Below are 21,727 nucleotides of genomic sequence, written 5' to 3' on the forward strand. Positions count from 1 at the left end.
TTTTCATTTGTATTTTCTCATCGTCTCCTTGCCATTAGCATACTGATTTACAATACAATAAATATTTTAAGCGTTTATATTTATATTCTAGTTTCCAAATACAGCCTCCTATCCTTCTACATTTGCAACATCGGTTCGCCGAGCAAACATTTAAAATCTACGTTACCATGAGAAAGTTTTTTTTATCCGTAATCTTGCTTGTATCATTATTAAATTGCAGTTCGCTATTCGCCGCAACTACAATTAAAAAAGTAGCCCCTGCATTCTGGTGGGCAGGAATGAAAAACCCGCAACTGCAAGTCATGTTGTACGGAGAGCATATAGCCTCTGCAGAAGTTAGCATTTCGTCCAAAGACATCATGCTGCAAGAGGTTGTCAAACAAGAAAATCCGAACTACCTGCTTTTGTATATGAATATTTCGGAAGCAGCCCCACAGACATTCGAAATCATCTTGAAACAAGGTAAAAAGCAAACGGTAGTCCCTTACGAACTCAAACAAAGAAGGGCGTCAGCTTCCGAAGTGGAAGGTTTCAATTCCAGTGACGTACTTTATCTCATCATGCCGGACCGCTTTGCTAATGGTGATGCGTCTAATGATATAGTTCCCGGAATGTTGGAAGCTAAAGTAGACCGTAACGATCCTTTTGCACGCCATGGCGGTGACTTGAAAGGAATAGAGAATCATCTGGATTACATTGCCGATTTGGGAGTGACGAGCATATGGCTCAATCCTATTCAGGAAAATGATATGAAGGAAGGTTCCTATCATGGGTATGCCATTACCGACTATTATCAGGTAGATCGTCGTTTCGGAAGCAATGAGGAGTTCCGGAGTCTGGTAGAGCAGGCGCACGATAAAGGAATGAAAGTAGTAATGGATATGATTTTCAACCATTGCGGAGATCAGAATCACCTCTTCAAAGATATGCCTTCCAAAGATTGGTTCAACTTCAAAGGCAACTATGTACAGACCACTTTCAAGACGGCTACTCCTTCAGATCCGTACGCTTCGGACTATGCAAAGAAAATAGTAGTAGACGGCTGGTTCAGTGAATGTATGCCGGACTTTAACCAACGCAACCGTCATGTAGCTACTTATCTGATACAAAGCAGTATCTGGTGGATTGAGTATGCAGGTATCAATGGTATTCGTCAAGACACACATCCTTATGCGGATTTCGACATGATGTCCAACTGGTGTAAAGCTGTAACAGAAGAATATCCCGATTTCAACATCGTAGGAGAAACTTGGATAGGCAGTAACGTGCTTGTCTCTTACTGGCAAAAGGACAGTAAAGTAGCCGCTCCCCAAAATTCCCATTTGCGTACGGTTATGGATTTCCCACTGACGGATCAGATGAACAGTGCTTTCGATGAAGAAACAAACGACTGGAACGGAGGACTTTACCGGCTCTTCGACTATCTATCACAGGACATCGTCTATGCTGATCCAATGAACTTATTAGTCTTTCTTGATAATCATGACACTTCCCGTTTCTACCGTTCGGAAGCAGCCACACAAAACCTAGACCGTTACAAACAGGCACTCACATTCCTGTTGACTACCCGAGGAATCCCGCAAATATATTATGGCACTGAAATACTGATGGCTGCCGACAAAGCCAATGGAGATGGCTTACTCCGTTGTGATTTTCCCGGAGGCTGGCAGAATGACACACAGAATTGCTTCGACGCAACCAACCGGACCGCACAACAAAATGAGGCTTTCTCTTTCCTCCAAAAATTACTTCAATGGAGAAAAGGAAACGAAGTCATTGCCAAAGGGAAATTAAAACATTTCTCTCCCAACAAAGGAGTTTATGTGTACGAACGTAAATATGGTAATCAATCAGTAGTGGTATTCCTCAATGGAAACAACCGGGAACAAACCATCAGCCTGAACGAATATCAGGAAATACTGCCTGCCTCATCCGCTCATAATGTATTGACAGGAGAAATAGTCAAATTAGACAAAGAATATACGTTTCAAAGCCGCGGAATTTTAATTTTATCCTTCTGAATAAGTTCATAACAACTTATATTTATGAAGAGGCCACCAAACGTTAATCATCTAATAAACAAGATATTGCCATTTATACAAACTTGTATTTTTATTCTAATTCACAGAGCCGGCAAGGATAGTCTTTACATTTGCGATATTCCTAATGCAAAACACCTGAAAGCTCGAATTGATTAGCTTACAATTTAATACCATAAGATAAAATGAAGAAGAATTTATTAATTATTGCCTTACTCTGTATTTCGTTCATCACGAACGCTCAACAGAAACTGACCTCACCGGATGGAAATCTGGTAATGACTTTCCAATTAAATAAGGAAGGTGCTCCCATGTACGAATTGAGTTACAAAGAAAAAGCTGTTATCAAACCTAGTAAACTGGGATTGGAGCTAAAAAAGGAGAATGCGACTAAAACCGACTTCGATTGGGTAGACCGCAGAGATATGGACAAACTCGATTCAAAAACAAATCTATTTGATGGATTCGAAGTGAAAGATGCGCGTACATCTACTTTTGACGAAACCTGGAAACCGGTGTGGGGAGAAGAAAAGGAAATCCGTAATCATTATAATGAACTGGCAGTGACCTTGTACCAACCGGCAAACGACCGTTCCATCCTGATACGTTTCCGTTTATTCAATGATGGCCTGGGATTCCGCTATGAGTTTCCCCAACAGAAAACATTGAACTACTTTATAATCAAGGATGAGCATTCACAATTTGCCATGGCAGGTGACCACACAGCTTATTGGATTCCGGGTGATTATGATACACAAGAATATGATTATACCATTTCCCGCCTGTCAGAAATCAGAGGGTTGATGAAACAGGCTGTTACACCCAACACTTCGCAAACAGTATTCTCACCAACAGGTGTACAAACCGCATTAATGATGAAAACCGACGATGGTTTATACATCAATCTCCACGAAGCAGCTCTGGTTGATTACTCATGTATGAACTTGAATCTGGACGATAAGAATATGATATTCGAATCATGGCTAACTCCGGATGCCCAAGGGGATAAAGGTTATATGCAAACTCCTTGCAATACTCCATGGCGTACTGTGATTGTCAGCGACGATGCCCGCAATATCCTTGCCTCACGTATTACACTCAATCTGAACGAGCCTTGCAAACTAGAAGATACTTCATGGATAAAACCGGTAAAATATATCGGTGTATGGTGGGACATGATTACCGGAAAAGGTTCATGGGCGTATACCGACGAACTGACCAGCGTGAAACTTGGTGAAACGGATTATTCTAAAACCAAACCGAACGGCAAACATTCTGCCAATACAGCCAACGTAAAACGTTATATTGACTTCGCCGCCACTCACGGATTCGATGCTGTGTTAGTGGAAGGATGGAATGAAGGATGGGAAGACTGGTTCGGCAACAGCAAAGACTACGTTTTCGACTTCGTTACTCCATATCCTGATTTCGATGTACAGGAAATACATCGCTACGCAGCCGGTAAAGGTATTAAGATGATGATGCACCATGAGACTTCCGCTTCTGTACGCAACTACGAACGCCACATGGATCAGGCTTATCAGTTTATGGCAGACAATGGATACAATTCCGTAAAGAGTGGCTATGTAGGCAATATCATTCCTCGTGGCGAACACCACTATGGTCAATGGATGAACAACCACTACTTGTATGCAGTAAAGAAAGCCGCCGATTATAAAATCATGGTCAACGCACACGAAGCAACCCGCCCGACAGGTATTTGCCGTACTTATCCCAACTTAATCGGTAACGAATCCGCACGCGGTACAGAATATGAGTCATTCGGAGGAAACAAGGTATATCATACCACTATCCTGCCTTTCACACGATTAATTGGCGGTCCGATGGATTATACTCCGGGCATCTTCGAAACTCATTGTAACAAAATGAATCCTGCAAATAATTCACAGGTACGTTCTACCATTGCCCGCCAGCTGGCTTTATACGTGACAATGTACAGTCCGTTACAAATGGCTGCCGATGTTCCCGAAAACTACGAACGGTTTATGGATGCTTTCCAATTCATCAAAGACGTAGCGATCGACTGGGACGAAAGCAACTATCTGGAAGCAGAACCGGGAGAATATATCACTATTGCCCGCAAAGCAAAAGGTACTAATGACTGGTACATCGGTTGCACAGCCGGTGAGAACGGACATACTTCTAAACTGACATTCGATTTTCTGACTCCGGGCAAACTGTATATTGCCACCGTTTATGCAGACGCCAAAGATGCTGACTGGAAAGAAAATCCACAGGCATATACCATCAAAAAAGGTATTCTGACTAACAAAAGTAAGATGACTTTACGCGCTGCCAACGGAGGAGGATATGCAATCAGCATCAAAGAAGTAAAAGATAAAGCAGAAGTAAAAGGATTAAAAAGGCTATAATCATATAGCCTTTAAAGAATGAATGTTTTCGATAGGTATTTTTTACGAAATGTTTTCAAGGATATGATAATATCACTATATTGTTAACTTTAATTTTTAGAATGCATGAAGCAAGTTAATTTCAGAATCTTTCAAGTGATTCTCCTCATATTGCCGGGGCTGTTCTTCGCATTAAGTTCTTATGCACAACAGATGGCTGTCAAAGGACATGTAAAAGACACTACTGGCGAACCGGTAATCGGTGCAAATGTAATCATCAAAGGTACTACCACAGGTACAATTACCGATTTCGACGGTAACTTTACCCTGAATGCTGCCAAAGATGCCATTCTCTCTATCTCTTTCGTAGGTTACAAACCCGCTGAAGTGAAAGCTGCTCCTTCTGTCACTGTAACATTGCAGGATGACAGCCAATTGTTGAATGATGTTGTTGTCATTGGTTACGGTTCTGTGAAGAAGAGCGATTTGAGTGGTTCAGTCGTTGCTATCAAAGCAGAAGACATGAATCGCGGTGCTGTTACATCACCACAGGAATTAATCCAGGGTAAAGTACCGGGATTATTTGTAGCTCCGGGTGACGGTAGTCCGGGAGCCAGTGCTACTATCCGTATCCGCGGAGGTGCTTCATTGAATGCCTCCAATGATCCGCTGATTGTGATTGACGGTATTCCTACTTCCAACGATGCCGCTCCGGGTACACCTAATGCGCTGGCAACAATCAATCCTAACGATATTGAGACATTCACCGTATTAAAAGATGCTTCAGCTACCGCTATCTATGGTTCGCGTGCATCAAACGGTGTCATCATTATCACAACCAAAAAAGGTTCGCAGGGCAAAATGAAAATTTCCTATTCCGGTAGTTTCACAGCTAAAGATGCTTATAAACGTGTGCCTACCCTCAATGCCGGTCAATTCCGTGAAGTGACACTTAATCAGTATGAAGGAACAACTCAAAAGGATGCAGTCAGCCAAATCATAAACAAATATCCCGATCAATCTACTGACTGGCAGGATGCCATCTACCAGACAGGATTAAGCACTGACCAGAACATCGCTATCTCCGGTAAGACAGGTATACTACCTTATCGCGTCAGCATAGGTTACAACAATGAACGGGGGACTCTCAAGACTTCCAGTTACGAACGCTACACTGCTGCAATCAACCTTAACCCGAAATTCTTTAAGGAACATTTGAGTGTAGACATCAATGTAAAAGGTACGATTAACAAAAATCATTTTGCGGACTCCGGTGCTGTAGGTGCCGCTGCTTTCTTCGATCCCACTAAACCGATGTATACGGAATACGGAAATTATCATGGCTATTGGAACTGGTCGGAAGTACCCGGTGCTGTTCAATCGGTAGCTACCTACAATCCGCTGTCGTTATTATACGACAGAGATAATCATGGAAAGACCAACCGTAGTTTAGGCAATATCCAACTGGACTATAAGATTCATGGGCTGGAAGACCTGCACATGAACCTGAACATGGGTTACGACGTAGCGAAAACAACAGGACGCAACTTTGTAAGCCCCGGTTCCATTCAAAGCGCACAAGATACCAACTTCCCCAATCTGGGAAGCGGTAACACCTGGAATAATCTGCGCCGTAACCACTTGCTGGACTTTTACCTGAATTATACAAAAGACATAGAATCAATCAAAAGTCATATCGACGTAATGGCAGGTTACTCCTGGCAGCATTTCTATTACGCCAATCATGACATCACCTACTCTAATCCGACTGACGGAAGTGAAGGAGACAAGGAAGGCTATACATACGATCAGGAAGAAGGACGATATATCCGCAGTAGCCATTATCGCATTCCTTATGAGAATTATCTCGTATCTTTCTTCGGACGCTTGAACTACAACTTCATGGGACGCTACCTACTCACAGCAACGCTGCGCCGGGATGGTTCTTCACGCTTCAGCAAGAACAACCGTTGGGGGTTGTTCCCTTCAGCTGCATTGGCATGGACAGTGAGCGATGAAGCATTCATGGCAGGAACAAAAGATGTTTTATCCAAATTAAAACTTCGCTTGGGTTACGGTGTCACCGGTCAGCAAGAAATCGGTGACTATCAATATCTGACTACTTATTCATTCAGCACCAATCCCAACACTACTTATCTGGGAACAACATTACTGAAACCGAATGGTTACAGCCCCGACCTGAAGTGGGAACAAACTGCAACTTATAACCTTGCCATCGACTACGGTTTCCTGAACAACCGTATCAACGGTAGCATCGAATATTATCAGAAGCATACCAAAGACCTGTTGAATACTGTCAGCGCACCTGCCGGCACCAACTTCACCAATCAGATTACAGCCAACGTGGGTGAAATGAAAAATGAAGGTGTTGAATTCAACATCAACGCAATGGCTATACAAAGCAAAGATTTCACCTGGAACGTAGGCTACAATATAACTTGGAATGACAGTAAAATTACCAAACTGACAGCTACTTATAATCCCGAATATCAAGGTATCGACGCCGGAACGAATCAGAAACATCAAATCAATGAACAGCCCAACACTTTCTATCTCTTCCAGCAAGTATATGATAAAGACGGGAAACCGATCCAAAATGCTTTTGTCGACCGTGATGGCAATGGAAAAATCACAGAAGCCGACCGTTATCTGACCGGCAAGAGCCCGATGGCGAAGGTGTTTATGGGATTGAGTTCGGAATTTACCTACCGCAACTGGGACTTGGGTTTCAACCTGCGTGCCAACCTCGGCAACTATGTATTCAACTCTCTCGCCGCAGGTAACAGCACTACCAACAATTACAGTGGCAAAGGTTTCCTCGTAAACTATTACGAAGCAATCTATAAAACCGGATTCACAAAGATCAACAGTACGGAACAGGGAGCCAGTGATTATTTCCTGGAAAATGCATCTTTCCTGAAAATGGATAACATAACATTGGGATATTCATTCAGAAAGTTGCTCAACAGCCGATTATCGGGACGTGTCAGTGCGTCAGTACAGAACGTATTTACAATTACCAAATATAGCGGTTTGGACCCTGAAACATCAGCAATAGACGGAAGTATGTGGCCTCGCCCCCGCATATTCACCTTAGGTATCAATCTTAATTTTTAAACCAGAATGCCATGAAAAAGAAATATTATATACTAGCTTCACTATTGACTTGCCTTACCAGTTTCAGTGCTTGTGTGGGCGATTTGGATGTACAGCCGCTAGACCCGACTGTTGTAACAGCAGAAAGAGCATATACAGATGCTGAAAGCTACACTCAAGGGCTAAATAAAATATATTCAGTATGGGCACTATCCGGACAAAACGGCAGCGATTCCGATATTGCCGGTCTGGATGGAGGTAACACAGTATTAATGCGTTGCTGGTGGACCATGCAGGAACAAACAACAGACGAATGTAAGAATGCATCGAAGGAGTCCTGGTCGGGAGAAATCAATAACCTGACCTGGACTACCAGCAAAAACGAAATCATAGAGGGAGTATACCAACGTTGTATGTTTGTGGTGGCACTGGTCAATGAGTTCATGAGGAATATAGATAACGCACCGGCAGATGTCGACCAGAAAAGTTATGCGGCACAAGCTCGATTTAACCGCGCTTTCGCGTATTATATACTGATGGATGCTTATGGCAGACCTCCGTTCATCACCGAACAGAATTATTCACTTACTCCGTCACAGCTTTCACGTACGGAACTATTCAACTGGATTGAAAGCGAATTGAATGCAATCAGAACCGATCTGCCTGCTACCCGCGCAGAATACGGACGTGCAGACCAGACTGTGGTAGATGCATTACTGGCACGTATGTATCTGAACGCCGAAGTTTATACAGGACAACCACGTTACACCGATTGTATCGCAGCTTGTAAACGCGTAATTCCTCACTACTCGCTGGCAGGCAACTATGCCGATTTATTTAAAGCGGATAATGGAGAGAACCCGGAAACATTGAAAGAGATTATTTATCCGGTCATTTTTGATGGCAGGAAAACGCAATCCTGGGGAATGACTGCGCTGATTGTCGGCGCACGCAAAGAAGCAGGCGGTGGCGTTCGCGAAGGATGGAGTGTATTCCGCAGTACACAAAATTTAGTGAAACTGTTTGATTTTGAAGATAATGATAACCCGAAACCGGAAGAGATTCAGGATAAAAGAGGTATCTTCGATGACTATAACGGAAAGTGTAACTATCAGATAACGACCGGCGTAGTAGGTAACTTTGATACTGAAGGCTGGGGAGTTATCAAATATACCAACCTCACCAGTACAGGAAAACCGGGACAGGATATTCTGTGGGTAGACACCGACTTCCCTCTGTTTCGTTTGGGTGATATTTATCTGATGTATGCAGAAGCTGTGGCACGTGGTGGTGAAGGCGGTGATATCAGTACGGCTGTTGGATATGTTAATGAATTACGCGACCGTGCTTATGGTGACACCCCACATCATAAGATTGACGCAGCCTGGCTGACAGCTAACAACTACCAGAATATTTTAGACGAAAGAGGTCGTGAACTTTACTGGGAAGGCGTCCGTCGCATCGACCTGATTCGTTTCGGCAAATACACATCTTCCTCCTATACGTGGCCTGCCAAAGGAGGCGTAATTACCGGAGTAGGTGTCAACGAAAGATATAATATATTCCCTATTCCCGTTTCAGACATCAGCGTAAACGGGTCACTGGAACAAAACGAAGGTTATAAATAATAAAATGACTTACAGACATGAAAATAGTAAAATATATATCAGCAATTTGCCTATCATTATTGATATTCAGTGCTTGTGACAGTGACCTGGACAAGGTATATTACAATGAGAGCGAAGCAACTCCCGCCGTATTGTCCGGCATTGCCGACACTTATGTATTGGACGCGAATAAAGCCCAAGCCACTGCGATCGAATTTAAATGGACCAATCCCCAGACAGGCTATGCCGCCCAGATTACCAATTCATTGCAAATGGACCTGAAAGGCAAGAATTTTGGAAGCGCAATAACATTGCATTCTTCTACGGAAGAAGGACCATATAACATCACTACACAGGATTTGAACAGCAAAATAATGAAACTGTTTCAATCTTATGAAATGGAAGTCACCGTAGAACCCTATGATTTTGAATTCCGTATCGCCTCTTCCATTTCGGATGCAGCCGATTCTTTCTATTCAAATGTAGAATCCGCTCAAATCACTCCGTTCATCGGCGATCCCGAATATCCAAAAGTATATCTACCAGGAGCCTACTGTAACTGGGGAGACCCGGATGATTCGTTCAAGCAATGCCAGCTGCTGTTTTCCGCCAATGATGATGGCATTTACGAGGGATGGGTAGTCTTTGGCAATCAGGCTAAAGACGGCTGGAAAATTTCTCCTGAAGCATCTTGGAACACGAGTTGGGGAACCGATGATGCCACTGAAAAGAATCCAGCTTCCATCACACTGGCTACCGGCACAGGTAATATTACCTGCTATGATAAATATTCTTATAAATTCTCTTTTAATAAAACGACTTTGGAGCTCTCTATAAAAGCATCAGCCGACGCATGGGGGATTGCAGGTACACATAACGATTGGGGAAAGGAAGCTGCAGACACTCCGATGACTTTAGCTTTTGAATCGGATGCTTCAGGAAACAGAGCTTATTACTTAACTGCCACGCTGGATCTGAAAGCCGATAACGCATGGAAAATCCGTGCAGACAACGAATGGGTTAATTCATTCGGTACCAATGATGTTGAAGGAGAATTTGAAGAAGCAGGTAGTGATAATAATTTTAAAGTAAGCAAGGATGGTACTTATACTATTAAGTTATACTTCAATAGAGTAAAAGCGAAGTTAATCGTGACGAAAAAATAAGTTTTTCACAACAAATCATGCAGGTTTATGCAGATTATTTGGAGCGCCTGCCTGAAATGTCCCTGAAGAAAAAAAAGCAAAGTTTTTTGGACGTCCTCTACTTAAAGGTAAAAAAGCAACTAACTCACAATGAATTAGTTGCTTTTTTTATATTCAGAGAATATCCCTGTTTATATTGTCAATGAATAAGTTACAATCCAATCGGTGTAATTGGCGGTGACTAATAATTAAGCTTGTGTCTCTCCTTCAATATACTCTTCCAAAAAGAGATTCTCTCCATCGAATACAGCATAAGAGAAAAAGTTAATCCAGTCTCCCAAAATCAGTACGCGGGAAGTAGCACTCAACATCAAATCCAATTCAATGTGACGATGTCCGTAGATAAAGAAATTAATATTGGGATGGTTTTTCAGATACTCCTTTGTATAGAGAACCAAATGTTCTTTATTTTCTCCCATGTAATCCGGTTCTTTTCCGTCAATACGCTTCTGCCGGCTACGCTTTGCCCAAGTCAATCCCAATTCTACACTCCAACGGGGATGGATGGCTGAAAACATCGTTTGCAAAGTTTTGCTATGAAACATCTGCCGGAGTAATTTAAACTTCTTATCCGGATCCCCTAACCCGTCACCATGAGCAAGATAGAATTCTTTCCCATAGATTTCGGTAGTCAACGGCTCACGATGCATAATGACACCACACTCTTTTGTGAGATAATCTCCACACCAAATATCGTGATTACCGATGAAGAAATGAACCTCCACTCCCATATCTGTCAGTTCTGACAGCTTTCCCAAAAAACGGGTATAACCTTTAGGAACCACCAGCCGGAATTCATACCAGAAGTCGAACATATCTCCTAACAGATAAATGGCAGAAGCCTTATGTTTTATACTGTCGAGGAAGTTCACCAAGCGTCTTTCCTGGGTGCGTCCATGTTCTATGGCACGAGACCCGAGATGCGCATCGGAAAGGAAATAAACGTTCTTCATGAGTTTTGAGTTGTTAGTTATAAGAGATTGATTATGAGGTTATCACTCGTAACTAAAGAAAGCCTAGTTCAAGCTTTGCTTCCTCGCTCATCATATCTTTGTCCCATTCCGGTTCAAACACCAAGTTAATGGTAGCTGCAGTGACACCTTCCACTGATTCCACTTTCTGACGAATATCCTCCATGATAAAATCAGCAGCCGGACAATTAGGAGCTGTCAATGTCATATCCAACACAACTTCCCCATTATCAGAAACATCTATCTTATAAATCAGTCCAAGATCGTATACATTCACCGGAATCTCCGGATCGTACACTGTTTTCAGTATGGCTACAATCTTTTCTTCTATTTCAAATTTCTCCATAACGTCTCCATTTAATTATGTATTGCAAAGATAGAGATAAAAAACGAAACATAAAAAATTAGGTGCGGAATGCGCATCCTGTACCTAAAGAATATTACATTTATTCTTCATCTTCACCTTATATGAAAAACGTATCAAGACAGTAAATTGTTGTAAAAGGGAATATTAAGGTATAAATGAAATTAAAGTAATCCCTCATCCGTAAAACTAAAGAACCCGTCTTCGCAAACGACGACATGATCTATCAGCCGAATATTCATTGTATCTGCAGCTTTACGAATATGCTCCGTCAATGTTTTATCCGGTTGGCTAGGACGGGTATTCCCTGAAGGATGATTGTGAACTACAGCTATTTGGGTAGCTCTTTGCAGTAATGCTTCCCGAAGGATGGTGCGTACATCGGTGTATGTTCCGTCTATTCCACCAGTACTGATACGTACCTTATCTATAAGTTTCGTCGCCTGATTCAGCAAAAGGACCCAGAATTCTTCTTGTTCAAGATCACACATCAGAGGTTGGAAAATGTCATAGATGTCTTTCGAACAAGTGATTTGAAGTCTTTCTTTTGTACTTTGCAGTTTCCGCCGCTTTCCAAGTTCCAAAGCTGCCATCACCGTGATACTCTTTGCCGGTCCCATACCTTTAAAACGGGAATAGTCGCAGACTTCCCATTTTGCCAATGAATTGAGATTGTTATCACAAGACAGGAGCAGACGTCGCATCAGTTCTACAGCACTTTCTTCCGTATTTCCGGAGCCGATTAATATAGCGAGTAGTTCGGCATCACTCAATGCGGCTGCTCCCTTTTCCATCATTTTCTCCCGTGGGCGGTCCTCCAGTGCCCATTGGTTGATGGATAGTTTGTGTTTACTTTCCATTTGCTATGTTTTGAAAGTGTAAAGGTAGGCTTATTTTATTTAATGATAGAGGCAATGGAAAAAAACTTGATTATAGTCTTCTTCTTTTTTTTATGCTAAGGTAAGTTGTACGACACCCGGGTGTCAGACATAACAACACCCGGGTCTTGAGCAGCACGACACCCGGGTGTCAGGCATGCTAAGACCCGGGTGTCATGCAACATTCCTTTTAAGTAAAAATAGGAATGGTAGTAAACAAATTAAAAGTAGGTTACTTATAAAAATTCTTTTGGAAAGCCTCAAACTCATCTTTCCCTCTGACACAACGCTGCCACCATGCACGCCAAAAGCCTGTACCATAGCCGATAAGTTGTATAAATGCAGCGGCTATGGAATAAATGCCAATAGCCAGACTCTTATTCTGAATTGTAGAATCCATGCATACTAGCAATGCATAAAGAATGAACGGCGTAAAACTGAAAAGACAGAATGGAGTCCCTAATAATAGGAGTGCCACTCCCAACGTAAATACAGCTGGAAGTAAATGCACCAGTTTCAGAGAGTCCGGATATTTCTTATAAAGATTAATTCGGGCAATGCCGGAGTTATGCACTTGCTTGAAGAACTTCTTCAAATCAGTGCGCCGTTTGTGATACACCCAGGCATCCGGAAAAAGCCGGCAAGTATAACCGTTCTTAAAGATACGGATACTGAAGTCAATATCCTCTCCAAAACGCATCTTTGAGAATCCGCCCAAAGCCTCATACACTGCCCGGCGAACTCCCATATTAAAACTGCGGGGATAGAATTTGTCCATCTTCTTTTTCCCGCCACGGATTCCTCCGGTCGTAAAGAAAGAAGTCATGGAATAGTTTATCGCCTTTTGGATATCCGTGAAAGAATCGTGCGCACGGTCGGGGCCGCCGAAAGCATCGACAGGAGAAGCGAGAAGTTCCTTCTCTACCGCATCGAAGTATCCTTCGGGAAGAATGACATCAGAATCTAATATAATAAGGTATTCCCCTTCGCTACGTTCTGCCCCGTAATTACGGGTCTGTCCCGGACCGGAGTTGGGTTTAGAGTAGTATTTTATATTCAGCCGGTCTGCATACCGGTCTACTACTCCTTTACAGGGAATGGAGGAACCATCTTCTACAACAACAACTTCAAAATCCTTAAAGTGTTGCATGGTAAGACTTTGCAATAATTCATCCACTTCATCGGGACGATTATAAACGGGGATTATGACAGAGTAACGCATATCAAAAATGGGATATAACTATTTGACATGCAAAGTAAGACAAAAAAAAGGAAACAGCTTCTTAGATTGACAAAAAATAAATGGAACGGAGATTCCCAAAATTTCCGCCACTTCTTTATTCTTCAGACCATGATACTTGATTAACATCAACACATTTCTTCTTTTTCCGGCAAGCTTTTGATGATTGAATAAATCTGACTGATTTCTTCTTTCACCACTATCCCAACTATATTCGCCTGAAGGTGAATACAAGTAATAAATAAGAATATGTAATACCGATGATGTTCAGTACTATCACAATAAAAAAGTTATTTTTTTATGCGCCTCCCCTTTCTTTTTCTTTCCATTACATCTATTTTCTTTCGTTTTCTTTCTAAAAAAGTTTGTTTATATGCTTTTTATGTTTATATTTGTGGCGTCAACCTATAACAAAAGATAAAAGTAGAAACTACAAACGCTATGAAAAGAAAGAAACACTTATCACTTTACCGATGTGAATTTTGCATGAAACCCATGCTAAATTATTCCGATTTTGTTCTAATAGATAACCTCTTAACAGAACTGTAAATCCTCCGTCATTATTAAGCAATATATTATATAGTTATTTGCATTTAAAACAAAGAGTATTTTATTTTTAATTAATTTATATTTTATATGATGGAAATTAATTTATCGTGTAAACATTTGCCCAAAAATGTAAGATGGAGGCAATGGTTACCTCTGTTAACCTTATTCTTATTACTTCCCTCCTACTGGAGTTGCGATGACAGCGAAGAAGGAAGGAACGAGTTTATTAGTGTGAGTCATGTAGACAACCAGACAGGAGAGAAAGTAGAGATGAAGCCTGATGAAGCTCTCAATATTCCTCCTAAGGCAGGACAGCTTTCAATCTTTGTTAAAACTAATACGAATTATTCGGTTTTGGTACAAAGCAAAGTTCCTGCTAACGAACAGGAGGAAGAAGAAGTTATTGAAAATTGGTTGAAAGCAGAAAAAGTGGGCCGGAACGAAGCGACTGGTGAAGACGAATGGCATCTCGCATGGGAAGCACAAACCAAAGATTACAAACGTCGTATCGCTACCGTTTCAATCACCTCCCCCGAGGTCGACTATGGCAAGTTTATCAACATCCGACAGGGATTCACAACCCGACTAGGTGAAGATTTTGAATGGCTGAAATATGGTTCATCTACCGCCTCTCCCAATGTGACTACGAATGAGAAATTGATTGGTGACTGGACGGAAGCACAAAAAGAGTATAAGTGGTCGTCAACTATCACAAAGGAGGAAGACAAAGCTTATTGTTATGGCAAATTCGGCTTTATCCGCCTTGGTGACGATCAAGGACATGGTGCTGATCTTATCACACCCTACATTACTGACATTGTAAGAGACTCTGTACTGCTTGTTTCATTTGATGCGGTTGCTTATACTGAAGAGGATGGGACAAAAGATAATAATAAATTAGTTATCAACATATTGAATGGAGGCGAATTTGCTGACACCCACACTACGACAAAAACGATCGATCTGGATTATTATGACCCTCTTGATCCTGATGTACTTACTACAATGTGGAATAAAGGACGCCATAATTTTTATGTGGTAAGTCCTCCTGAACGCCCTGTTACTGCTAATACCAAATTTCAAATCATTGGTGGTGACTACACTCTCACTACAGGCAATAATCGTGTATTTGTAGATAATTTCTATGTCTATCGCTTGGACGATGTATATTATTATTTATTAGATGAATAAAAACAAAGTAATGAAAAACATATTTCTATATCTTAGTATCGTGACCTTGTCACTTTCCTGTTTTTCATGTGATGATGATGAAGAACTGGAAGTGGTAACCATTGGTGATGCGTCCAATATTTATATTTCGTCAGAAGCAGGCAGGCGTGAAGTCCCTTTGACAGCGACATGCGCATGGACGGTGGAGCGCGATTCATTAACCCGTCAATGGGTCAATATTGAGCGTAAGAGTGGAGAAGGAGACGGAAGTTTTAATTTAGTTTGGCGAGCTAATGAAAAATTTCCTCGTAAAGGTAAAGTGATTGTAAAACTTGCCAATAAAGTAAAAGCAGATACTATCTATATTTATCAATATGGTGTATCTCCTTCTATCGCTTTTCCAGACAAAGAAGCCCGGGTTTCTGCAGTAGGTAAAGAATTGGAAGTGAATTTGAATACTAATATTCCTGCTAGTGACAGTACTCGTATTGCGATGACTGTGGATTATGACAAAGGCGAAGAGTGGGTATCACAGCTTTTATTTAACAAAGAAATGAATAAAATGCAGGTGAAGGTTGCTGCCAATGAGCCTGAAGTGGGAGAACGTAATGCTACACTACATATTACGTATGTTGATGACTGGGGAAAAGCTCATACTACAGATTTTAATATAGGTCAGATGGAGATGGGAGGTACCAAGCAAACCGAAACCATTTCATTTGCCGAGGTTCGCAAACTAGTGAACGATGCGACTGGTTCTCAAAAAATTGAGGAGGATGTGGCTATTGAGGGGATAGTCGTTTGCGATGCTACCGGTGCTAATAATGCAGCTAATACGCAGCTTTCTAAAACAGATATCGACCTAAGTACTACTTATCGCACCACTTATGTGCAGAGTTTAGATGGAAAGTATGGTTTTGCTTTGGTTTTTGATACAAAAGAACTGAATGAACTTGTTCCCTTCGATAAAGTGAAAATCTGGTTGAAAGGTCTGACTTTAAAGAAAGAAGATAATCCTCAACGTTACACGTTGACAGACATGACTTTCAAGAGCTTTATTTCTAAAGAAGAAGGTGATGCTACGAAGTTGGTAAAGAAAGAACGCACAATGTCTGAACTTACTGATAATGATGTGTATACTTTTGTAACATTGAAAAACTGTGAGTTTCCTATTCGTAAAGGGCCGTTTACACCTTTCAATGAGGGTTACTGTCCCACTTACAATCAGAAACGTGTTGACCGTTATCCTTTATTAATGCACGACAATCAGGGACAAAGTATGTTTTTGATGACAAATATTGATTGTCCTTACCGTCGCGATGGCAATATATTGCCACAAGGTTCAGGAACAATATCAGGCGTCATTGTACATGAAGAATACACTCGTTTCGAGAATGGTGGAGATATCGGACACTATCAGATGCGTCACCTCTCGCGTGAAGACATTAAAATCGACCAATCGAAAAACAATAGTTTTTCTACTATTATTGCTGAATGGAATGCATTTAAGCTTTCAGGTACGAAAGTACTTCCTTCTGAAGGAAATGGTGAATTATGGCATACTGCCGTAACTCCAACAGCCTCAACCGATTATGGTTATCTGGGAGTTATTGACGGAGTAACTGACGGAAAAGGTATTATATCCGCTAGCAAGAACTTGGCCTTCCAAGCTAAAAACTGGTGGAACTCTTCTACAGGAAAAGCAAATAGCTGGATGATTAAGTGTTCGACTTCTGGCATCACCGGCACACACGTATCACTACAACTTGCCACATTGAATTACAGCGTTGGCGCACCTCGCTACTGGAATGTAGAATGGTCTGAACATGGAAACGAAGATGGCGAATGGACGAAAGTTGGTGAGTACACAATTCCTGACGTCGTACAATGGGGAAATACACTCTACGAACAATTGAATGCATGGAAAAACACTAATATAGAGTTACCTCTTGATTTGTTGGGTAAAAGCACTGTCTATCTGCGCCTGATTCCTTCAGCTAATAAAGCCGGAACAACCACTACTTATGACACAGCTGTAATTAACAACAACAGCACAAGTGGACTAATGTATGTAAGCATTCGCTATAACAAATAAATAGATAACGTACAATGAATAAATTTAGCAAAATACTTTATGCTGCAATGGCATTGGCAATGGCTGTATGCAACTTCAGTTGTAGCGATGATGAAGAACTGCCGACTGGAGACCTCGAATTAAACAGCGGTTCCAGTGTGACGACTGAAACATTAAAAGTGTTGAGTTACAACGTACTCGAAGGAATGAAGTTGGATAAAGCCAACGACTACAACAACTTTGTAACTTGGGTCAGCGAACAGGCCCCCGACATTATGGCCATTGAAGAAACCAATGGATTCACCAAAGAAAAGCTAACAGCATTATCATCTCGTTGGGGACATAATTATGCCGAGATGTGCAAGGAAAGCGGCTATCCCGTATCTATCACTTCCAAATATCCCATTGAAGTGGTAAGCCGCATTTTGGATGGGGTATGGCATGGAGGTATTCATGTCAAGATCAAAGGTATCAACATTCTGGTACTTCATCTTTATCCTTTCTCGTATACCCCCTCCGGTTCAAATGCCGCCAATGGCGACGCTTACCGTTTGGAAGAGATCCAAACGTATCTCAACAATACTATCCGCAAGTATCCTGATGAAAAATACTGGCTGATGATGGGCGACTTCAATTCTTTCTCCCCACTTGATAAAAACGATCTTTCTACAGGAAGCACTCTCAATTATCAGGTGCATCAAGCCATTCTCGACAATGGATATAGAGATCCTGTTCGTGAGATGAATATCAACTTCGTGCGCAGCTGCCCTACCATCTACGGAGGATGGACAGGTCCCAACGGATCTTATAAAGGTTCGCGCATCGATTTCATCTATGCATCGGGAGAGGCTATGCGCAACATGCTCAATGCCCAGATCTTGATGGACAATTTCACCGACAACTATTCCGATCACTATCCAGTGACGGTAACTTGCCGCATTTATAATGAATAAACTTATTTAAGAAAGCGCTTAATCTATAAAAGCACATGAGACAATTAGTAAATAAATACAATGCATCGCTCTGTCGGAATGCTTTCCGAAAGACTTTGCTCATGCTGGTGGCATGTTGCCTGTTGCTTCCGGAAGCAGTGGCGCAGAACGCAGATAGAAAAATCAAAGTGACCGGTACGGTATTCGACGAAGAAGGCTTGCCTATGATTGGAGCAACCATCAGGGAAGCTACAACACAAGTCGGCACCTTGACCGACCTTAACGGGTGGTATGAGATACAGGTCCCTGCCAATGGCACCCTAGAGGTTAGCTTTATCGGCTATGAAAAGAAAAGAATCAATGTGACGGGACGCGAAAAGATCAATGTAAAACTCTTACCAGATAAGAAAACAGCCTTGGATGAAGTCGTGGTTATCGGTTATGGAGCTGTTAAAAAGGCCGACCTGACCGGTTCCGTATCGAATGTTAAAATGGGAGATATCCAGGACGCTCCGGTACTTTCTATCGACCAGGCTTTGCAAGGACGTATTGCCGGCGCAGATATTATGTCAACAACCGGTGAACCGGGTGCCACTACTTCTATCCGTATCCGTGGTACACGCTCAATCTCGGCCTCTAATGAACCACTGATCGTGGTCGATGGCGTTATGGATGCCGTTCATGACCTGAACGACTTGAACACCGCCGATATCGAATCCATTTCTGTACTGAAGGATGCATCTTCTACAGCTATCTATGGTTCGAAAGGTAGTAATGGTGTTATCATCATTACCACCAAGAAGGGACTGTCAAATGCAGACAAACCGAGTATTAGCTTCAAAACAGATATCGGTTTCTCCAAAATTCCACAGAAGCTCGACATCATGAATGCATCTGAATTGGCACAATACCGTAACGATTATGCTTACTTTAATACTGCGGATGGTAATGATGAGATTACTGATGGCACTCCCCTGTCATCATATCCTTACTCCGATCCCTTCTCTTTGGGCGAAGGAACCGACTGGGTAAATACGATCGGACGTACAGCCATGTATCAGAATTACGCACTCTCTTTGTCAGGAGGAACAAAGAAAACGTCTTATTATGTTTCTTTGAGCTACAACAACACCGAGGGGGTAATTCGCCGCAGCGGTCAGGAACGTATCACGGGGCGTGTTTCACTTACCCACCAACTTTTTAATTGGATGAAAGTGGGATATACCGGCAATTACACTTGGCGACACAACGACGAGAATTTAGCTTCTATCGGTGGTACAGGATGGTGGAACTCCGCTATCTATTTGAGTCCTACCATTAAACCAATGGATGACTATAACCCGTTCTACTATTCCGGACAGAAGATCAACACTCCGTTGGCTACCATATTGCTCAACACCAACTATCAGGTACGCCACTCTACCAACCATACTGGTTTCATCGAAATCGAACCCATTAAGAATTTGAAATTTAAAAGTCAGTTCACCTACTATATGTATCAACGTCACACTTACCGCTACTATCCAAGCACCTTGCCTGCCAAGGTTGAAGGAGAGGGAGGCGAAGCTTATCGCGCCGAGTATGACGACCACAACCTCCTGACAGAAAACACCCTGTCTTATTTAAAAGCATTGGATTCGGGACACACATTCGACGGGCTTCTTGGTTTCACGGGACAACGCCTTTCTTCAAATGATTTTTCGCTAAATGGCAAAGGATATATGGACGACAACGTGAAATGGAACAATATGAACGCCGTACAAGATAAACAAACATACTCGGCTTCATCGAGCACCAGCAAACGTACTAAAATGTCTCTATTGGCTCGTTTCAACTATAACTATAAACAGAGATACTATTTAACCGTAACCGGTCGTTATGATGGTGCTTCCAACTTTGCCGCCAATAACAAATGGGGATTCTTCCCTTCTGCAGCTTTGAAATGGAATGCCGCTAAAGAAGAATTTATGGAAGGGATCGACTGGATTAATGAAATGGCAATCCGTTTAAGCGCCGGACGTACCGGTAATGACGCAATTAGCGCCTATCGTTCGCTGGCCGCTCTTTCCAGTACCACAAACGGTTACCTTTTTGGCGGTTCGCAACCTGCAGCATATTACCCTTCGCGCCTGGCAAGCCCTAACCTGACTTGGGAAAAGACCGACCTCTACAATCTTGGTATTGACCTGGCGTTCCTGAACAACCGTTTGTTCGTGACTGCCGAAGCCTATATCTCGAAGACCCGAGACTTGTTGCTAACCTTACAGACACCGACACAGACCGGTTATTCTTCCCGCCTGACCAACATTGGCAAAACCTCAAACAAGGGAATCGAGCTAACCATCGAAAGCCGTAATATCGAGAAGCCGAAATTCTCATGGTCGACCACCTTCACCATTGCCCACAATGAACAAAATGTGGATGACATCGGTACGGAAGATTTTGTAAAAGCTTATGGTGCACCGGGCAACAACTCATATATGATGTACGGTTATGTAAAAGACTACCCCTTGAACGCCCTATGGGGATTCAAATATGGTGGCGTATGGAAGAATCAAGACGAAGTGAACCGTAATAAAGCCACTTTTGCCTACGCATCTCCTTCTACCACCTCAAACGGTTCGGTACGCTACTACGATATCAACCACGACGGAACGCTTAGTCAGGACGACTTGGTTTATCTGGGCAATGCCGATCCTTGGATTTATGGAGGTTTGCAGAACACTTTCCGTTTCGGTAACTTAAAAGTGGGCATCTACTTCAACTACTCCCTGGGTGGCAAAATTTACAACTATGCCGAACTCTATATGTCGGGAAGTACGTTTACCAACCAATACCGTTACATGCTCGACTCTTGGCATCCGGTTCGTAACCCGAACTCCGATCTTCCTCGTGCCGGAAGTATTGATACACACGTACCCAGTGACTTACAGATTCATGACGCAACCTTCCTGCGCTTGAAGAGTATTTCCATCGGCTACACATTCAACCTCTACAAGAAAACGAAATGTATCCGTGATCTGACTTTGAGTGTAAACGGTGAGAATCTCTACCTCTGGAAGAAATACAACGGATTCGACCCTGACGTATCAACCAGCGGCGATTCTACCCTACGACGTATGGACTTGGGTGCATACCCGAAACCGCGTACCATTACGTTCAGTGCCCAAATCAGATATTAATTAATGCAATAATATGAAAACTATGAT

The 21,727-nt window shown here is 42.2% G+C and carries 14 protein-coding genes; 9 read left to right on the forward strand and 5 right to left on the reverse strand.

Translation table 11 applies throughout. The features are described from left to right. Positions 1-167 precede the first annotated feature (167 nt). The 5 genes from I2I04_RS00610 (at position 168) to I2I04_RS00630 (ending at position 10,301) form a co-directional block, all read left to right on the forward strand. Positions 168-2,021 carry a glycoside hydrolase family 13 protein gene (locus tag I2I04_RS00610; protein ID WP_195654031.1) on the forward strand — a complete coding sequence of 618 codons (1,854 nt, stop codon included), beginning with the start codon at positions 168-170 and terminating at the stop codon, positions 2,019-2,021. A gap of 203 nt (positions 2,022-2,224) precedes the next feature. Next, entirely contained in the window at positions 2,225-4,432 is a 2,208-nt protein-coding gene (locus tag I2I04_RS00615; RefSeq protein WP_195654032.1) for a glycoside hydrolase family 97 protein, read from the forward strand. Between the two features lie 105 nt (positions 4,433-4,537). After that, the gene (locus I2I04_RS00620; protein ID WP_195654033.1) at positions 4,538-7,549 is read left to right on the forward strand and encodes a SusC/RagA family TonB-linked outer membrane protein; all 3,012 of its coding nucleotides are present in this window, start codon (positions 4,538-4,540) and stop codon (positions 7,547-7,549) included. 11 nt (positions 7,550-7,560) lie between these two features. Beyond that, positions 7,561-9,156 carry a RagB/SusD family nutrient uptake outer membrane protein gene (locus I2I04_RS00625; RefSeq protein WP_195654034.1) on the forward strand — a complete coding sequence of 532 codons (1,596 nt, stop codon included), beginning with the start codon at positions 7,561-7,563 and terminating at the stop codon, positions 9,154-9,156. Between the two features lie 17 nt (positions 9,157-9,173). Next, positions 9,174-10,301 carry a SusE domain-containing protein gene (locus I2I04_RS00630; RefSeq protein ID WP_195654035.1) on the forward strand — a complete coding sequence of 376 codons (1,128 nt, stop codon included), beginning with the start codon at positions 9,174-9,176 and terminating at the stop codon, positions 10,299-10,301. A 227-nt stretch (positions 10,302-10,528) separates the two neighbouring features. Here the strand turns inward: I2I04_RS00630 and I2I04_RS00635 are convergent, their stop codons facing one another. The 5 genes from I2I04_RS00635 to I2I04_RS23605 all read right to left on the reverse strand — a co-directional run bounded on the left by I2I04_RS00635 (position 10,529) and on the right by I2I04_RS23605 (position 13,922). Further along, entirely contained in the window at positions 10,529-11,293 is a 765-nt protein-coding gene (locus tag I2I04_RS00635) for a UDP-2,3-diacylglucosamine diphosphatase (RefSeq protein WP_195471808.1), read from the reverse strand. A 52-nt stretch (positions 11,294-11,345) separates the two neighbouring features. Further along, a complete protein-coding gene (locus tag I2I04_RS00640) occupies positions 11,346-11,657 on the reverse strand; it encodes a metal-sulfur cluster assembly factor (protein ID WP_143256996.1) in 312 nt (103 codons plus the stop codon). A 182-nt stretch (positions 11,658-11,839) separates the two neighbouring features. Next, a complete protein-coding gene (gene radC / locus I2I04_RS00645; protein ID WP_143256995.1) occupies positions 11,840-12,535 on the reverse strand; it encodes a RadC family protein in 696 nt (231 codons plus the stop codon). A 250-nt stretch (positions 12,536-12,785) separates the two neighbouring features. Beyond that, positions 12,786-13,775 (reverse strand): glycosyltransferase, encoded by a 990-nt coding sequence (locus I2I04_RS00650; RefSeq protein ID WP_195654036.1) that lies wholly within the window; start codon positions 13,773-13,775, stop codon positions 12,786-12,788. An 18-nt stretch (positions 13,776-13,793) separates the two neighbouring features. Continuing rightward, complete coding sequence (locus I2I04_RS23605; protein WP_370511859.1) at positions 13,794-13,922, reverse strand: hypothetical protein; 129 nt, start codon at positions 13,920-13,922, stop codon at positions 13,794-13,796. Between the two features lie 507 nt (positions 13,923-14,429). On the opposite strand from I2I04_RS23605, the gene I2I04_RS00660 reads away from it, so the two are divergent. Genes I2I04_RS00660 through I2I04_RS00675 form a run of 4 tightly spaced genes read left to right on the forward strand, consistent with a single transcriptional unit; the run spans position 14,430 to position 21,700 of the window. Beyond that, positions 14,430-15,533: a hypothetical protein gene (locus tag I2I04_RS00660; protein WP_195654037.1), complete on the forward strand. Its 1,104-nt coding sequence runs from the start codon at positions 14,430-14,432 to the stop codon at positions 15,531-15,533. Positions 15,534-15,543: 10 nt separating this feature from the next. Continuing rightward, positions 15,544-17,607, forward strand: coding sequence for a DUF5689 domain-containing protein (locus I2I04_RS00665; RefSeq protein ID WP_195471802.1), 2,064 nt, complete (start codon positions 15,544-15,546; stop codon positions 17,605-17,607). Between the two features lie 14 nt (positions 17,608-17,621). Continuing rightward, positions 17,622-18,539, forward strand: coding sequence for an endonuclease/exonuclease/phosphatase family protein (locus I2I04_RS00670; RefSeq protein ID WP_195654038.1), 918 nt, complete (start codon positions 17,622-17,624; stop codon positions 18,537-18,539). Between the two features lie 35 nt (positions 18,540-18,574). Further along, positions 18,575-21,700 (forward strand): SusC/RagA family TonB-linked outer membrane protein, encoded by a 3,126-nt coding sequence (locus I2I04_RS00675; RefSeq protein ID WP_185911599.1) that lies wholly within the window; start codon positions 18,575-18,577, stop codon positions 21,698-21,700. Positions 21,701-21,727: the final 27 nt, after the last annotated feature.

Origin of the sequence: Bacteroides sp. 1001136B_160425_E2, assembly GCF_015559655.1 — a bacterium.
Taxonomy (GTDB): Bacteria; Bacteroidota; Bacteroidia; order Bacteroidales; family Bacteroidaceae; genus Bacteroides; species Bacteroides luhongzhouii.